The sequence below is a fragment of the Microtetraspora fusca genome (genome assembly GCF_001570365.1).
Taxonomy (GTDB): domain Bacteria; phylum Actinomycetota; class Actinomycetes; order Streptosporangiales; family Streptosporangiaceae; genus Microtetraspora; species Microtetraspora fusca.
In genome coordinates this window covers 121,962-137,993 of sequence record NZ_BBYK01000055.1, presented here as the reverse complement: position 1 = coordinate 137,993, position 16,032 = coordinate 121,962, and the positions used below count along the sequence as shown (strand labels likewise).

The 16,032-nt window shown below is 71.4% G+C and carries 12 protein-coding genes; 5 read left to right on the top strand and 7 right to left on the bottom strand.

What is annotated here, in order from left to right:
* The first annotated feature begins 3 nt into the window (after window positions 1-3).
* The 3 genes from AWQ68_RS24910 (at window position 4) to AWQ68_RS24900 (ending at window position 2,459) form a co-directional block, all read left to right on the top strand.
* Window positions 4-213 (top strand): type II toxin-antitoxin system antitoxin, encoded by a 210-nt coding sequence (locus AWQ68_RS24910; protein WP_066944231.1) that lies wholly within the window; start codon window positions 4-6, stop codon window positions 211-213.
* A 91-nt stretch (window positions 214-304) separates the two neighbouring features.
* Complete coding sequence (locus tag AWQ68_RS24905; protein WP_066944229.1) at window positions 305-1,033, top strand: HAD family hydrolase; 729 nt, start codon at window positions 305-307, stop codon at window positions 1,031-1,033.
* Between the two features lie 370 nt (window positions 1,034-1,403).
* Window positions 1,404-2,459, top strand: coding sequence for a D-2-hydroxyacid dehydrogenase (locus tag AWQ68_RS24900; protein WP_084464367.1), 1,056 nt, complete (start codon window positions 1,404-1,406; stop codon window positions 2,457-2,459).
* Between the two features lie 156 nt (window positions 2,460-2,615).
* Here the strand turns inward: AWQ68_RS24900 and AWQ68_RS24895 are convergent, their stop codons facing one another.
* The gene (locus AWQ68_RS24895) at window positions 2,616-3,164 is read right to left on the bottom strand and encodes a hypothetical protein (protein ID WP_157545674.1); all 549 of its coding nucleotides are present in this window, start codon (window positions 3,162-3,164) and stop codon (window positions 2,616-2,618) included.
* A 238-nt stretch (window positions 3,165-3,402) separates the two neighbouring features.
* Here AWQ68_RS24895 and AWQ68_RS24890 point away from each other — a divergent pair, with 238 nt between their 5' ends.
* A complete protein-coding gene (locus tag AWQ68_RS24890; protein WP_066944225.1) occupies window positions 3,403-4,578 on the top strand; it encodes a cytochrome P450 in 1,176 nt (391 codons plus the stop codon).
* Window positions 4,579-4,976: 398 nt separating this feature from the next.
* On the opposite strand, the gene AWQ68_RS24880 is transcribed toward AWQ68_RS24890, so the two are convergent.
* The 6 genes from AWQ68_RS24880 to AWQ68_RS24855 form a co-directional block, all read right to left on the bottom strand.
* Entirely contained in the window at window positions 4,977-6,665 is a 1,689-nt protein-coding gene (locus AWQ68_RS24880; RefSeq protein ID WP_066944221.1) for a fibronectin type III domain-containing protein, read from the bottom strand.
* Between the two features lie 17 nt (window positions 6,666-6,682).
* Window positions 6,683-8,512, bottom strand: a complete 1,830-nt coding sequence (locus AWQ68_RS42705) for a cellulose binding domain-containing protein (RefSeq protein WP_066944219.1) — start codon at window positions 8,510-8,512, stop codon at window positions 6,683-6,685.
* 293 nt (window positions 8,513-8,805) lie between these two features.
* Window positions 8,806-9,486, bottom strand: a complete 681-nt coding sequence (locus AWQ68_RS24870) for a nitroreductase family protein (RefSeq protein WP_066944217.1) — start codon at window positions 9,484-9,486, stop codon at window positions 8,806-8,808.
* 189 nt (window positions 9,487-9,675) lie between these two features.
* On the bottom strand, window positions 9,676-11,943 hold the full coding sequence (locus AWQ68_RS24865; RefSeq protein WP_066944215.1) for a hypothetical protein: 2,268 nt from the start codon (window positions 11,941-11,943) through the stop codon (window positions 9,676-9,678).
* A complete protein-coding gene (locus tag AWQ68_RS24860) occupies window positions 11,940-12,950 on the bottom strand; it encodes a DEAD/DEAH box helicase family protein (RefSeq protein ID WP_066944213.1) in 1,011 nt (336 codons plus the stop codon). The genes AWQ68_RS24865 and AWQ68_RS24860 overlap by 4 nt, the downstream gene beginning before the upstream one ends.
* An 8-nt stretch (window positions 12,951-12,958) precedes the next feature.
* Entirely contained in the window at window positions 12,959-14,392 is a 1,434-nt protein-coding gene (locus AWQ68_RS24855) for a hypothetical protein (protein ID WP_066944211.1), read from the bottom strand.
* 236 nt (window positions 14,393-14,628) lie between these two features.
* Here AWQ68_RS24855 and AWQ68_RS24850 point away from each other — a divergent pair, with 236 nt between their 5' ends.
* A complete protein-coding gene (locus tag AWQ68_RS24850; protein WP_066944209.1) occupies window positions 14,629-16,029 on the top strand; it encodes a DUF4407 domain-containing protein in 1,401 nt (466 codons plus the stop codon).
* Window positions 16,030-16,032 lie beyond the last annotated feature (3 nt).

Sequence of the window (16,032 nt, the reverse complement as noted above, 5' to 3'; positions counted from 1 at the left end):
ACCATGGTCGAACGCAAGAAGCTCCTGCTCCGGCTCGACCCGGCCGTCTACGAGGCGATCGCCAAATGGGCCGCCGACGATCTGCGCAGCGTCAACGCCCAGATCGAGTACGCGCTGCGCCTCGCGCTCAAACAGGCGGGCCGCGAGGCGAGGCGCGACGCCGGAGGGGGAGCGGCAGACCGGACCGAGGAGCCGGACGTCCCGACGGGCTGACCCGCCCGGGGGCGTCCGGTATCACGGGGACGGACCGGCTGATCCGCGGCCGCGGAGAGAGGGCAGGTCGCGGATGTGCTATGGAGGAGCCGTGACGAATCCCCAGGCCGTACCCCACGCCGATGCTCACGCCGATGTTCACGATCTGAACGGCAGGCCCTTCGACGCCGTCCTGTGCGACCTCGACGGCGTGATCCGCTTCTACGACATGACCGAGTTGACCCGGATGGAACGCGCGGCCGGGCTGGCGGAGGGAACGACCGCCGAGATCGCGCTCGCGCCGGCGAACGATCTGCCGGTGCTCCGGGGCGAGCACACCGTGGAGCAGTGGCGGGACGCCATCGCCGCCGCGCTGGCCGATCACGTGTCCGAGGAGCAGGCCCGCGAGCTGGCCGTCATGTTCACCCGGACGCCGTTCCGCGCGGACGAGAAGGTGCTGGAACTGCTCCGCCTCGCCCAGGCGTACGTGCCCGTCGTGCTGGTGACCAACGCGACCCCCGAGGTGGAGGACGACCTCGCCGGGCTGGGGCTCGCGTACTTCGCGGACGACGTGGTGAACAGCGCCCGGGTCGGCGTGGTCAAGCCCGATCCGGCCATCTACGCGATCGCCGCCGAGCGGGCCGGCGTCCCGATGGACCGGTGCCTCTTCGTGGACGACCGGGCGGAGAACGTCGAGGCCGCTGTGGCGCTCGGCATGACCGGCGTGCTGTTCGGCGGTGTCGCGGACCTGGAGGCGGCGCTGGCCCCGCTGCTGGCCCCGCTGCTGGCCCCGCCGTCGGACCGGCTGTCGGACACGCTGTCGGACCCGACCGCGCGCTGATCGAGCCCCGGACGAGACGGCCGCCTTCCCGACGATCGGTCGGGCGGCCGTCCCCCGGCCACGCGTTCGACCGGCTGAAGAGGCTTATCCCCACCGGGAGGGACGGCCAGCCGCCTCCCATTTGCCGGATTTGGGGGAATAGGTGGCTATGTTGCCCCGTTGGCTGGTAGAGCGAGGTGAACCCGGCGACGGCACAGGAGATCACGCGGCGCGCGGACCGGAGGGCGGCCGCCCCGGCCGCCTCGTGAACCGCCGGACGTCCTCGCCGAAGAGGCCGCCGAACCTCCCGCACGATGCGAGCGCGATCAGGCGTGTGCGGTGAGACCGACGAGCCTCACCCTCCCCATCCACCGAAGGAGCCACCGTACCTATGCGGGCACGTCTGCCTGTCACGAAGCCACTCGGGCCCGGCCTGGTCGCTCTGTCCGGAACGCGACACGGCACCGGTAACGGGGCCGGGAGCGGCGTCGTCCTCACCGTTCTTCACGGGGACGACCTGCCGCCTTCGCGGGATCGCCTGCACGATCTGGCGGGCGAGGTCCGGTACGCCCGGGGAACGGAGCTGGGCGACGCCCTGCCGGGGAGTGACGCGCTGCTGGTCTGGGACTCGTTCTCGCCCGCCCTGCGCGGGGTCTGGCACCACGCCGAGGCGCTGCGCTGGATTCACGTCACGGCGGCGGGCGTGGATCGGCTGCTCTTCGACGAGCTGCGCGCCTCCGACGTCGTCGTGACGAACTCGCGCGGCGTCTTCGACCGGCCCATCGCCGAGTACGTCCTCGCGTGCGTCCTGGCCTTCGCCAAGGACCTGCCGGAATCGTGGCGCCTGCAGCGGGAGCGCCGGTGGGAGCACCGCGTGACGGAGCGGCTCGACGGGAAGACCGTCATGATCGTCGGCACCGGGGCCATCGGGCGGGCGATCGCCCGCATGCTGCGCGCGGTGGGGCTCACGGTGCTCGGCGCGGGCCGCTCGACGCGGGACGGCGACACCGACTTCGGCGAGGTGTTCGACTCCTCGCGGCTCCCGTCGCTGGTCGCGGACATCGACTATCTGGTCAACGTCACGCCGCTGACCCCCGAGACCCGGAAGCTGATCGACGCCGACGTCATCGGGGCGCTGAAGCCGTCGGCCCGGCTGATCAACGTCGGCAGGGGCGAGACGGTGGACACCGACGCCCTGGTCGAGGCGCTGCGAGCGGGACGGCTCGCCGGGGCGGCGCTCGACGTGTTCGAGGATGAGCCGCTCCCCGCCGGGCATCCGTTGTGGTCGTTCCCCCAGGTGCTGATCTCCCCGCACATGAGCGGCGACGCGGCGGGGTGGCAGGACGCCCTCGCCGAGACCTTCCTGGAGAACCTGCGCAGGTACGTCGCGGGTGCCCCACTGATCAACGTGGTGGACAAGCACCTCGGCTTCGTCCCCTCGCCCTGACCGCGAGGCGCGCGCCACCGAAACCGGCCGAGGCGCGCGGTCTCGCGGGGAGCGCCGGTCCCGGGCCCGGTCCGGACCCGAAGCCCGGACCCGGCCCGTGATCCGACGTGTCGCGGCGTCCCGCCCCGGGAGGCCCGGGGGAGTGCCGGTTCCGGGTCAGGGCTTACACCACACCTTGACCGCGATGATCACCTTGAACGCCTGCACGCGGTTGATCGACGCGCCGCCCTTGGACAGCTCCGCGACCGTGAACTGAGGGAGGCTCATGCCGCCGTCCTCGGGCTTGAGGACGCGCTGGCACACCAGGCCGGCCTGCCGGATCGCCTGATCCTCGTCTTCGGCGAGTTCGGGCGAGATCGCCCGGAGGGTCTCCAGGTAGACCGCGCGCTGTCCGGGGCTCGGGGTGGGCAGGGCCTCGGCGGTGCGGGCCGCCCCGCTCTTGGCCGGCTTCGCCTGCGGCGCGGGGTCCTCGCCGCCGGTAAGGAAAAAGAACGCGCCGACGGCGGCGGCCACGACCACGATCGCGATGACGATCAGCAACGGCGCCTTGCTGCCGGACTTGCGGCGGGAGGCGGGTGGCGGTGGCGTGGGAGGCGTGGGCGTGGGGGGCTGCATCGGGGTGTGTGGCTGCGGCTGCGGCGCCTGCTGGTGCCATTGCTGCTGTGGGGGGTCGTACGGCTGCTGATAGCCAGGCGTTTGGTGCATGATTTGGAACCGTAGAGCCCCGGACTCCGCCTTGTCCCGGCCACGCGCCCAAATGTCCACTTTTGGTCGGCGCTAATCGTATTTATGATCTTATAAATACGACATGGTCATATAAAGGCGGCCTAAAGCGTCATTCCCCGCACAATGGTGAAAACAGCGTCAAAGGGTGCTTTACTTGGCTTGTTCCGGCGCGGAGCGGAGAGATCTGGGAAAGGTCCACTCGCGAAGGGAAACGACCATGTCCGGACTCCCTCGGCTGCCGTTCGCGCGGAACGACGTCCTGGAGATCGCTCCCGAGTTCGGGCAGCTCAGGGCCGCCGAGCCGATCACCCGGGTGCGCACCGCGACCGGCGACGAGGCCTGGCTGGTGACCGGCTGGGAGGAGATCAGGCAGGTCTTCGCGGACGAGCGGTTCGGCCGGTCGCATCCCACCCCCGCGTCGGCGCCGCGGCTGTCCAACAGCGCGTTCGCGGGCGGCCCGACCGGCGACCACGCCACCGAACGCGAGGTCCATGACTCCATGCGGCGGCTGCTCACGCCCGCCTTCTCCGCGCGGCGCGTACGGCGCCTCACCGGGCGCGTGGAACTGCTCGTGGACGCGCTGCTCGACCGGATGGCCGCGCAGGGGCCGCCCGCCGACCTGCACGGCACCCTGTCCGCCCCGCTGCCCGTCCACGTGATCTGCGAGCTGCTGGGCGTGCCGTACAGGGACAGGGAGCGGTTCCGGGCGATCGCGGAGGAGATGACGGACCTGACCGACCCGGCGCGGTCCGCGGCCGCCCAGGCGGAGATGAACGCGTACAGCTTCGCCGTGGTGCGATCCAAGCGGGAGCGTCCGGGCGAGGACGTGTACTCCGACCTCGCCACCGCGGAGCTGCCCGAGGCGGAGATCGCCAGGATCGCGGGCGGCCTCCTGTTCGCCGGGCACGAGACGACCGTCAACCAGATCGACTACGGCGTGCTGCTCCTCCTGCGCGATCCGGAGCAGCGGGACGCCCTGGCCCGCGACCCCGGGCGGGTCCCCGCCGCGGTGGAGGAGATCCTGCGGATGGCCGCGCCCAGCCAGCACGGGCTGGTCCGGTACGCGCACGAGGACGTCGAGATCGGCGGCGTGACGGTCCGCGCCGGTGAGCTGGTGGTGCTGGCGACGTTCGCCGCCAACCGGGACGAGCGGGCCTTCCCCGACCCGGAACGGTTCGACATCGGGCGTGAGAGCGAGAACGCGCACGTCGGGTTCGGCTACGCGGGCCGCTACTGCCTGGGCGCGAGCCTGGCCAGGATCGAGCTGCGCGCCGTGTTCCAGGCGCTCTTCCCACGCTTCCCCACCTTGAGCCTGGCGGTGCCGTACGAGGAGCTGGAGGTGCGCTCCGACCGGCTCACCGGCGGGTTCGCCGCGCTGCCCGTCGCCTGGTGACATCGCGGCGCGGCGCCCTCCGTCATCCCTTTCGTGCGCGGACCATTCACCGACTTGTTCTGCGGCTTTTGCGGATAACAGTGGGGATTCGCAGATCTTCTGCTCGCCGTGCGGATGTGACTTTCACGCGAGGTCGACGCGCGTGGTGGGCAGCCCACCGGCGCTTCGCGTTCAGGAGGGGGCGGCGCGTGAATGCCGCCTGCACGTGGAGGGGTGGACGGAGACCATCGCGGGCTTCGCGGTCAGGAGGGAGGCGGCGCGTGAATGCCGCTACGTCGCTCCGGACGCCGACGTGACTGTACGGCTCGCGTCCGCGGGCGCGGTCGGGCACGCGAGCCGTACCGGCCGGGGGCGGTCCGTGGACCCGCGAAGCGACGCGGATCCACGGAGCCCGCCGATCAGAAACCGGCCGTGATCTTGGTGAACTCCCAGTTCTGCTGCGCGATGCCGCTGCAGTTCTCGGCCACGCCGCCGCCCGGGCACGGCCGGTCGCGGTTGGCCGACCAGAACGCGAGGCGGGTCAGGCCCTTGGACAGCGCCCAGTCACGGATCTGCGTCCACGTCGCCGGGCTGGTCTGCTCCTGCTGGTCGGACAGGCCGTTCATGCCGGAGATGCCCATGTGCGCGTACGCCTGGGCGTCGGTCCAGCCGTTGGCGGACTTGAGCGCGTTCTTCAGGCCCTCGGCGGCGTTGACCGTGCTCTGGTACATGTTCGCGCCGCCACCGAAGTCGAACGGCATGATCGTGTAGTTGTCGATCGGGACTCCCAGCGCCTTCGCCTGGTTGATCAGGCGGACGCCGTGCGAGTTCGGCCCCGAGGTGGTGGTGCCGAAGGTGACCACGACCTTGACGTTCGGGTTGTTCTGCTTGACGGTCTTCAGGCCGTTGAGGATGCGGTCCTGCACCGTGTAGTTCTCGAACTCGTCGGTGTTCTCGATGTCGAAGTCGACCACCGCCGGGCCCACCGCGTCGATGACCTGCTGCACCGCTCCGGCGAAGGCGGCCGGGGTGGAGCAGTTCGGGCCGAGCTTGTTGCCCTGCCAGCCACCGAACGAGACCTGGACGCTGCCGCCCTTGGACTTGATCGTCGAGATCGTCTGGGCGTCGACGCCGCCGGAGAGCTGCCGCTGGCCGTCCCACTTCGGCGTGCAGCCGCCGCCGGACAGGATGAACGCCATGGTGAAGGACTTGATCCCCGTCGCGTCCATGACCGTCGCCGCGCTCGGCGGGTCGCCCCAGCCCATGTAGAGGTACGGCGCGCCCGGCATCCGGCCGCCGGTCGGGCAGCCGGTGGTGCTGCCGCTGACCGCGCCGCTCGCCGCCGACTCGCCGCTCGCGTTGTACGCCTTGACGGTGTAGGTGTGCGACGAGCAGGTCGTCAGGTTGGAGATCGTGGCGGTGGTCCCGGTCACCTGGGCGACCTGCGTGCCGCCCTCGTAGACGCGGTAGCCGGTCACGGTGCCGCTGGAGGCCGGCCAGGACAGCGAGATCGACGAGTCCGTGCTGCCGCTGACGGTCGGCGTGCCGGGCGCGCCCGGCGCGCCGTTGCCGCTCTGGGTGCTCGCGGTCAGCGTGTTGCTGGGGTCGGAGAGGTTGTTCGCCGCGTCCCGGGCGCGGACCGTGTAGTTGTAGGAGGTGCCCGCTGACAGGCCGGTGTCGGTGTACGTCGTCCCGGTGACGGTCGTCACCAGGTTGCCGTTCCGGTAGACGTTGTAGCCGGTGACGCCGACGTTGTCGGTGGAGGCGTTCCAGGCCAGCGAGATGCTGCTGGTCGTGCTGCCCGTGCTGCGCAGGTTCCCGGGGACCGACGGCGGCGTGGTGTCGCCGCCGCCGCTCGCGACCTTCCACAGGGCCGGGACGTTCGACGGCTCCCACCCGGGCTGCGAGGTGTGCGCCTGGATGCACTCGTAGTCGACGCCGTTGTACGTGACGCGCGCGCCGACGCTGTAGGCCGTCCACGCCTGCCAGGCCGGATACGCGGCCAGCGTGGTCGAGGCGCCGAGTGCCGCCGGAGTGGCGGCGGCGACGCCGAGGGTGGACATCGCGGCGGCGGCGAGGGCCGCCGTCGCCATGCGACGCAATCTCATTCGCGCTCCTTGGGGGGTTAAGGGAGGGTGGCGAGGTGAGGCTTGACAATCTTGGAGAAGTTCCAGTTGTTGCTGGCGTCCCAGTTGATCGACCAGGTCATCGCGCCCCTGATCTCGGGGTAGGCGCGCGGCGGCACGAAGGTCCCGCAGCTGGTACGGGTCGCCAGGCAGGTGAGGGCCTGGTTGACCAGGGAGGGGGACACGACGCCGCCCCTGGCCGCACCGGGCCCGGCGGGCAGGCCGAGCGCGACCTGGTCGGGGCGCAGGCCCTTCTCGAGCTGGATGCAGGCCAGCGCGGTCATGAAGTTGACCGTCCCCTGCGAGTACGCGGCGGACTGGTCGCAGCCGAGCATGGAGCCGGAGTTGTAGTACTGCGTGTGGACGACGGTGAGGATGTCCTTGATGTTCAGCGCGAGCTTGAAGTACTCCATCCCGGTCGACTGCATGTCGATGGTCTGCGGTGCCATCGTGATGATCAGCCCCGCGCCGGCCTTGGCCTGCAGGGAGCGCAGCGCCTGGGCCATGTAGGTGGAGTTGAGGCCGTTCTCCAGGTCGATGTCCACGCCGTCGAAGCCGTAGCTCTGCATCAGCGCGTACACCGAGTCGGCGAACTTGGTCGCGGCGGCGGTGCTGCCGACCTGGATCCGGCCCTTCTCACCGCCGACGGAGAGGATGACCTTCTTGCCCCGGTTGTGCAGGGACTGCACGTCCGCCTTGAACTGCGCGTCGGTGTAGCCGCCGAGCCCGGCCGCCAGGTCGGCGCCCACGGTGAAGCTCACCTCACCGGCGGTGGAGGTCGCCTCGCCGAAGGCCACCGCGATCAGGTCGTACTCGTCCGGCACGGCCGACAGCTTCAGCAGCTTGGCCGCTTTGTTGTCGAAGTTGTGCCAGTACCCGGTGAGGAAGTGCTTGGGCAGCGGGCCGATCGGGCACCCGGTCGTGGTGGCGGTGACCGGGTCGCTCGCCGGGCCCTCGCCGACCGAGTTGTACGCCGCGACCGTGTAGGTGTAGGGCGTGCAGGCGGTCAGGCCGGTGATCGCGTGTGAGGTGCCGGTGACGGTGGCCGCCACCGTGCCGCCGGTGCGGATCCGGTAGCCGGAGACCGTGCCGGTCGCGGCCGGCCAGCTCAGGGTGAGGCCGGTGTCGCCGATCTGCCCGGCGGTGACCGTCCCCACCTTGCCCGGCACGCCGCTGGAGCAGCCGGTCGTCGAGCCCGAGACCGGGTCGCCGGCCGCCGACTCGCCCGCCGAGTTGTACGCCTTGACCGTGTAGGTGTGCGATGTGCAGGCGGCCAGGCCGGTGATCGTGGCGGTGGTCCCGGTCACCTGGGCGACCTGCGTGCCGCCCTCGTAGACGCGGTAGCCGGTCACGGTGCCGCCGGCCGCGCCCCAGCTCAGGGAGATCGACCCGTCGGTCGCGCCCGTGACGGTCGCCGCGCCCGGCTTGCCGGGGACCTGGACGTCCGATCCGCCGCAGGCGGCGCCGTTCACCGTGCACCCGGAGATGCCGGGGAAGTTGCCGGGCGTGCCGTTGAAGCCGAAGCTCTGGCTGGCCCCGGCGGCGAGCGCCCCGGCCCAGGAGGGCGGGGTGAAGGTGTAGTGCTGGCCGCTGCGGGCCATGGTCGCGTCCCACGCGGACGGGATGGAGAACCCGGACGGCAGGTCGAACTGGACGGACCAGTTCACGGGTGAGGACGTCCCGTTGGTCACGGTCACCCGGCCCTCGAACCCGGAGCCCCAGTCCTGGGTCTTGGTGAAGGTGGCGGTGACCGACGCGGCCTGGGCGGGCAGCGCGACGAGGCTCAGGAAGAGGGTCGCCAGGGCGACCAGGGTGGCGCGTAACTTCATGTTCACCTCGGGTCGGAGTGGGGGGTGCCGTACGGCTCGCGTCCGAGGAGGTGGCGGACGCGAGCCGTACGGGGCGGCGGCCGGGCGGGAGAGTGCGCCGCGGCCGCGTGACCGGCCTGAGGACGGCGGCGGCTCCACCGGTCTCGTCAGGCCAGGTGAAGGGGGATCGGGGGGGTGGGAGGTGTCAGTGAATCTTTTAAGAAAGTTTCCTAAGAGTTGTGGCGATCGTAGCTTTGACATCCCGCCGTTACAAGGCCCAAAAGCCGGGCCGACGCCGATAGGGGCGGCGGCGGTCAGCTCGGGGTGAACTCCACCAGCGCGTCGGGCTTGCGCGTCAGGTCGGGCACCTCCGCGTCGGCCGCCGCGTACCCGACCGGGAAGAGGATGTACGGCCGCTCGTTCGCCGGCCGCGCGCAGATCTCGCTGAGGAACGCCATCGGGTTCGGCGTGTGGGTGAGCGTGGACAGGCCCATCTCGTGCAGCGCCGCGATGAACAGGCCGCACGCGATGCCGACGCTCTCGTTGACGTAGTAGTGCTTGACCCGGGTGCCGTCAGGCCGCACGCCGTACTTCTCGGCGAAGCAGACGACCAGCCAGGGCGCCACCTCCAGATAGCCCTTGTCCGAGGTCGTCTCCAGCGGGGCCAGCGCCTCCCGCCACTCCGGGGTGAGCCGGCCGCCCTCGTAGTTCTGCCGTTCCTCGATCTCGGCGGCCTCCCTGATGCGCTTCTTGGTCGCCGCGTCGCCGACCAGCACGAACTTCCACGGCTGCTGGTGGGCGCCCGACGGCGCGGTGTTCGCGGCGCGCACCGCGAGTTCCACGCACTCACGCGGCACCGGCTCGTCGCTGAAGAAGCGCACGCTCCTGCGCCGGTCGAGGTGCTCGTAGAACGCCCGTCCTCGGGCGATCGTCTCCTGCTCGTCGTACCGCTGCGGGCGGTACGGGATGAACGGGTGGGAATGCTGGCGTGCCATCGCAACCTCCACGGCTGTCGTTTATGCACGCGTAGTGTGGTTTGCCGGGTCAGACCGGGCAACAGGCGGCCCGATTCACTGCCAGATCGGCAGTTTCCGGGTCGGTTCGCGTCGCGGAGGTGGGCAGATTGGCAAGAACCGGCGCGTCGGCGCTCTGGGAACACGACCCGATGAAGCGCGGCGCTCCGGCTACGGGCGCGACTCGAAGCGGGAGGGACCGCGTATCGCCACGATGAAGGCCAGGAAACCGGCCGCGCCTCCGGCGGAGATCAGGACAAGGGCGAGCCAGAACGAGCCCTGCCCCTGGTCGCTCTCCTGCTCACCGTCCCGCGAGACGACGGACGGACGGCCCGGCGGCAAGACCGCGCCGACCACGCGGGCGGCCGCCTTCCCGGGCCAGTCGAACTCCGCCGATGCCAGAACGCCCGGGTCGATGGCCCCGGCGACCTTGCCCAGCGCGTCGTGGAGCACATCGAGGGCGGCCTCGTTGCAAAGGACGAGCAGCGTACGGCCCGGCAGCCCGTCAGGCCCGTCCAAGCGCGCGTAGCCGCCGTCGCCGGCGGCGGAGCGGGGAACGACGGCGGCCTGCACCGCCTTGTCCCGAAGGGCGCGCAGCGGGTCCCGCCCTGAGACGGATTCCAGTCGCAGCGAGGGAGAGCGCCGCTTCAGGGCCTCCGCCAGCTCCCCCGGGGCGGTGTCCGGCAGCGAGACACGGACGTCCTTGTCCTGCCCCTGGAAGGCCGCGCGCAACTTCTCCGGCGTGATCAGCCCGATGTCGTAGACCAGGACGTCCGGGGTCGGCACCGGGATGGAGCCGACCTGGACGAACCCCCGCGCCGCCGGCGGTTCTCCCGCGAGCGCGGAGGCCGGGCCCTCGACGAGGACCACGGTCGGCTTCTCGACGGGCGCGGCGGCGGTGGGGGTGTCGCTCCGCCGGATCTCGAACCGATAGCCCGAGCGCCGGACGACCTCGGCCACCACGTTCGTCGCGAACGCGTCCTCCGGCCGGTCCGCCGCCTGGATGACGACGGTGCCCGGCTGCGCCCCGGCGATGTCCGGGCCGGTAGGGGGATCGCCCCCGGAAGAGCGCACCAGCATGACCACGCCGAGACCGATCAAGGTGATGCCCAGCGTCGCGAAGGCCACCGTCACCGTGACCTTGGCGTGCGGACCTCGGCCGGACCGGGCCCGCTTCCCGTGACCGGCCTGTTCCAGCCCGCCGAGCGCGGCCTGCATCGAGAGCGGCACGGCGCCCGGCGCCGGCCCCTCGTCCGCCGTCCGCCGGTAGGGCGTGGTGGGCGCGGCGGTGTCCCCGGGCGGCGCGCCGGGTGCGGGCGCCCTGCCGCGGCCGCGGCCCAGCCGGCTCAACACGCTCCGTGGCAGGGTCGGCCGCCGCGCGTTCCCGGCGGGTGGGGACGCTCCGGCCGGCCCGACGTCACCGCCGTTCCGCTCCGGAGCCGGCTCGCGTCCCGGCAGATCGGGCGCGCCGGAGGCGGGTGCCACCGTGCCCCGCCCCGCCGGATCGTCCGGTCCACCGCCGTCCCGGGGGTCCTCCGTCTCTTGGGGCTCCCGCTCCGCTTCGTCCGCGGAGCCGGACAGCAGCTCGGGATAGCCGGAGTGTTCGAGCAGCCGTACGGCGACCGGACGGTCGGCGGGGCCGAACGACAGCGGCTCGGTCCGCCCGGCCAGCCCCCGGAGCATGTCCGCGAGCCGGACGTCGGACCGGGTCAGCAGGTCCAGGCACAGGGGGGCCGGGGTGTCCCGCTGGGTGATCTCCGCGCCGTACCCCCAGCGCACCTCGTAGGCGTCCTCCGGCGCGTGCCGCGCGAAGGAGAGCCTGATCTTGTGCCGGGCCGTGCTGCTGGTCCAGGTCGCCGCGGTCAGCCGTGCCCGCATGCCGTACGGCAGGAGCGCGGCGACGGTGTCCAGGAAGCGCAACCGCTCGATCATGGGGACGCCGTCCGCGCCCACGACGCAGACAGGCCGCCCGGTCAGCAACAGCGCGGCGGCGCACCGCGCGTCCGGCCCGGGGGCGACGGCCGCGGGGTCGAACTCCGGCACCTGAACGGCCAGGGGAGGGGACGGGGTCACCGGAAGGCCCGCGAGGGCGTGGTAGAGCGCCTCGTAGGACACCGGGTGGGCGGCCAGCTCGTGGTACGGGACGTAGAACCATCGGGTATAGACGATCTTGCGGTTGGTGGCGTCCCGGTGCCCGGACCACTCCTGGATCGCGAGCACGATGTGGCGCGACACCCGCTCGCGTTCCCTGGTCGCCGCGACCGCGATCGTCACCTGGGGCAGATCCGCCGACAGACCCGTGGCGTACCTGCTCCTGATCTCCTCGAAGACCTCGGGCCCGAGGCGGTCGTCGCTCCAGGAGAGCAGCTCGTAGTCGTCGTGGGCGCCGGGCCGCTTCCCCTCCAGCGCCCACTCGAAGCCGATCTCGCGCCGGGTCACGAGATCTCCGTCGCCGGCCGGATCGCGGCGAGCCGCTGCCCCAGCCACAGCATCGGCTCCACCACGTTGATCGGATGCAACTGCCCCCGGATGCGGGAGTCCTCGTCCGCCTCCCCGGGGACCATGTTCTGGAAGTCGTCCCAGTCGAAGCGCTTGGTACGCCGGTCCACGTAGAAGCCGATCGAGGACGTGGCGAAGAACCGGATCCGATCCGGGTGGAAGAACTGGTCGAGCGCGTTGAGCACCATGTCGGCGTTGCCGCTGGCCGACACCTGGCACAGCTCGCGGAACAGCTCCCGCGCGTCCTCGCTGTCCACCCGGGGCAGCCGGTACGGATCGTCGAGGTCCACCGTGAGCAGCCGCCGCTTCTCGGCCGTCTCCAGCACCCGGGGGTCGTCGAACTTGGTGACGCACACGGCGATGTGGTGCGGCAGCTTCCCGTCGGTGAACTCCCCGGAGGCGAGCATCCGCTCCGCGAGCCGGGTGAGCGGGGCGTGCATGTGGTCGAAGGCGTCCCCGAAGGTGAACTCCCTGATCGGGTCGAAGAGGAAGACGATGCCCCGGCTCCGCTCAAGGTTGTCGAGCAGTTCCTGCCGGCGCGGGTCGCCCGCGCCGTCCGGAGCGCTCACGCCGCCCGCCGGGCGCCGGCCCGTGCCGAACAACCCTCCGGGAGCGTCGATCATGCTGAGGCCGATCCGGGCCGGCGGTCCGGGTTTGGCCTTCCTGCCCCAGAAACCGGTCTTCTGCGGAGCGGGGCCGATCAGCGTCCAGTGATAGCGCTCCAGGGTCATGCTCGCCTCGGGGAACACCTTGCCCCGCGAGAGGGCGTTGGTTCTGTCGATCAGGTAGTCCGACGACGCCGGGTCGGACCCGACGATCTTCCAGTCGTCGTTCCTCCTGGTCAGGGCGATGAACAACGCCGCCAGCAGAGTGGTCTTGCCACTGCCGGGGGCGCCCCACATGGAGATGTTGTGATCGGGACGCCCCCGGCTCGGTTCGGGCTGCATGCGCTCTGTCACTCCGTCTCGTCGAGCAGGGGGAACGGGAGATGGACGGGAGAGGGGGTGACCAGGCCGAGAGCGGCGGCCAGCCCGCGCACGTCCACCGCCTCCAGGGGGGCCAGGGCAGCCGCGCCGATCCCGTGCCACGCCTGGTGCGCCTGGTCGGCGGCCTGGTCGCAGATCGCGCCCAGGACCGTGCCCTGCCGCTTTCGCAGGAGGGCGAGGAGTTTCCGCCAGTCGTGCCGGTGGGGGCAGGGCAGGAGCCTGGATGGGTCGGTACGCGCCGGATGCGGCGGGCGGCCCCCGACCGTGAGGACGACGGCGGGCGTCGGATCCGCCCAGTCGAGCCGCTCGACGACCACCGCGAGCATGTCTTCGAGCTGCGCCGCGTGGGGGTGGTACGGGTATCCCCCGGCCACCGCTCCCCGCTCCTCCAGCGCGTCGAGCGCGTCGAGGGCCTCGCCCGCGTCGGTCTTCCAGGCCGCGACGCGCACCGGGAGCTCCGGCGCCGACGGGTCGTACGAGTGCGCCCCGTAGGCGAGGAGGGAGACCCGGAGCAGGTCGCCGAGCTCGCCGGAGGCGAAGCTGATCACCTGGCGGGCCCGGCTCAGCCGTTCCGCGACCTGGTCGTCCGCTCCGCAGACCTCCACCGCGCAGACGAGGTGCGCGGGGCCGACGCCCCCCGGCAGCCGGTCCGGGAGCGCGGAGACGAGCTGGTCCCAGTCTCTGGGGTCGGGTGAGAGCTCGGGCAGGCCGGTGAACCTCACCCGGCCGGGCCGTACCAGCTCGGCGGTCACCTCGTAGCGGCCGGGCACGAGCGGGGCGGACTGGACGGACAGCAGTCGCGGCGCGGGACCCTGCCAGGTGACCACGGCGAACGCGGTGCCGTAGGGGCCGGCGGCTTCGCAGCGGACGGCGACCCTGGTCCGGGCCCCCGGGCGGGAGCCGAGGGGGAAGAGTTGCCTGCTGGTCAGCCGAGGCCGTCCGCTGCCCGGGTCGGCGAGGACGACCACCAGCTCGTACGACCGGGTCAGCGGATCGTCCGCCATGACCTCCCGGACGAGCGCGGCGATCGGGGGCTCGGCTCGCAGCACCTGGGCGGCGGGATGCGCCGCGCGCAGCCAGTCGAGGGCCTGCTCGGCCTTCGGATCGCCGGAGGAGACGGCCACCAGGATCACCTCGCCGGAGGACGAAGGGGCCCGGGACGCACGCACCACGGCCTCCCGGGTTCCGGCCGGATCGGCGTCCCAACCGCGTTCGCCCACGAGGTCCGCCCAGGTCGCCGACCAGCTCCGGCCGCGGGGGCACCCGTTGTCATCCCGGTGGAGCAGGAACGCGGTGACGCCGTCGGCGGCGACCACCACCAGGGTGAGGTGGCCGGTGTCGGCGAGGTCGGCCAGAGCCTGGGCGATCGCCTTCCTGCTCAGATCCCTGTCGGGCTCCGGCACGAGGAGTCCTCCATAGGTATGTCGTATTAGCGGCGCTGCGTCCCCGATATCCAGATTACTTAGCGCATTTAACGTTATGCTGCGTTAAGCGGGTGAGGTGTCGTGGAACTTCCTCGGCGAATTCCTATTGGGTATCCGGAAATGTGATATTGGGCGCCTATGATAACCCCTCCGGGCGAACCGGCGGCGGCCCGATCGTTGCGGATGTGGTGAGACTCCCATTCCCGAGGAGGAGCATGAGACGTTTCCTGGCCGGGCTGTCCGCGGTTCTGATCGCGCTGTCGGGAGCGCGCCCCGAGGTCCTCCGGACGTGCCCGACCGAACGCGGCAAGTTCGAGGGCATCGGTGGCGCCGTGCTCACCACGAGCGTGCTCGCCGTCGTCTCCATGACGTTCGCCCTGAGCAGCGCGCTCGGCGTCAACATCGTCCTCGCTGTCGCGGCCGCGCTGCTGTGGGGCCTGGCGATCCTCAGCCTCGACCGGTGGCTCGTCTCCACCATCAGGGCGGACGCGCCGAACCGCTGGGCGCTGGCCGCGCCGCGGATCGTCATCGCCGTCGTGCTCGGCCTGGTGATCTCCACTCCTCTGGTGCTGCAGGTTTTCAAGGCCGAGATCGACACGCAGATCGTCGAGATGAAGCAGCGGCGCGCCGACGACTTCGCCAAGCAGCAGGTGCAGGGTGAGGTGGGGAAGGGTGTCGACCAGCTCCGCAAGGAGGTCGCCGACCTGCAGCGGGTGATTTCCTCCGGTGGCGACGTTCCTCTTGACATAGAACAGGACTCGAAGATAAAGGCGCTGTCCGCCCAGCGCGCCGATGAGCAGAAGCAAGCGGACAAACACTACAAAGAGTGGCAGTGTCAGCTCTATGGTGGAGCAAACTGCCCCAAAAAGGGCAATGGCCCGCTCGCTCAGGAGAGCCAACAAGCGTACGAAAAGGACAAAAAGCGCATCGACCTGCTCGCCCGGCAGATAGAGGATCGAAAGCGCGAGCTGAACTCGTCCGGGGAGCAGGCCAAGGAGACACGGCTGGTCGCCGCCAAGGAGGCCCTGCCCAAGGTCCAGCGCCAGCTCGACGCCGCGGTCGAGCAGCAGGGCCGGATGCAGCGGTCCTTCGACGAGGACAACCTGGCCACCGACGGCCTGCTCACCCGGCTCCGGGCGCTCAACGAGCTCACCGGCAAGGACCTCACCCTCAGCATGGCCCGGCTGCTGCTGTTCGCGTTGTTCCTGCTCATCGAGTGCCTGCCGGTCGCGGTGAAGCTCATGCAGCGGCCCGGCATCTACGAGAAGGCGCTCGCGCTCGCCGAGCGCCGGGATCTGGACGGCATGCGGGACGAGTTCGGCGTCCGCTCGACGTTCCGGGCCCGGGCCGCCGAGCCCGGCGGGTCGGACAGCGTCTGGCGCATCTGGTCGCCGCGCGAGGACGAGCCGCGCCGGCCCACGGCCCGCTTCGGGGAGGAGGCGCGGCCGCCCGAGGGACCGAACGGCACCCGGGCCGACACGGACGACTCCGGCTACGCGTACGGCTCGCTGGAGGACGAGGCCCTGCGCGGCATGGCGGACACCCGTACCCTCCGCATGCCGGGGCCGGGCGCGGAGCGCTCGGGCGGGGTCGAGCTGCTTCCCGACGAGGACTGAGGC

Coding starts and splice junctions, on each gene's coding strand:
- AWQ68_RS24910 (WP_066944231.1), top strand. CDS start 4: ATGGTCGAACGCAAGAAGCTCCTGCTCCGGCTCGACCCGGCCGTCTAC.
- AWQ68_RS24900 (WP_084464367.1), top strand. CDS start 1,404: ATGCGGGCACGTCTGCCTGTCACGAAGCCACTCGGGCCCGGCCTGGTC.
- AWQ68_RS24895 (WP_157545674.1), bottom strand. CDS start 3,164: ATGCACCAAACGCCTGGCTATCAGCAGCCGTACGACCCCCCACAGCAG.
- AWQ68_RS24890 (WP_066944225.1), top strand. CDS start 3,403: ATGTCCGGACTCCCTCGGCTGCCGTTCGCGCGGAACGACGTCCTGGAG.
- AWQ68_RS24880 (WP_066944221.1), bottom strand. CDS start 6,665: ATGAGATTGCGTCGCATGGCGACGGCGGCCCTCGCCGCCGCCGCGATG.
- AWQ68_RS42705 (WP_066944219.1), bottom strand. CDS start 8,512: ATGAAGTTACGCGCCACCCTGGTCGCCCTGGCGACCCTCTTCCTGAGC.
- AWQ68_RS24870 (WP_066944217.1), bottom strand. CDS start 9,486: ATGGCACGCCAGCATTCCCACCCGTTCATCCCGTACCGCCCGCAGCGG.
- AWQ68_RS24860 (WP_066944213.1), bottom strand. CDS start 12,950: ATGCAGCCCGAACCGAGCCGGGGGCGTCCCGATCACAACATCTCCATG.
- AWQ68_RS24850 (WP_066944209.1), top strand. CDS start 14,629: ATGAGACGTTTCCTGGCCGGGCTGTCCGCGGTTCTGATCGCGCTGTCG.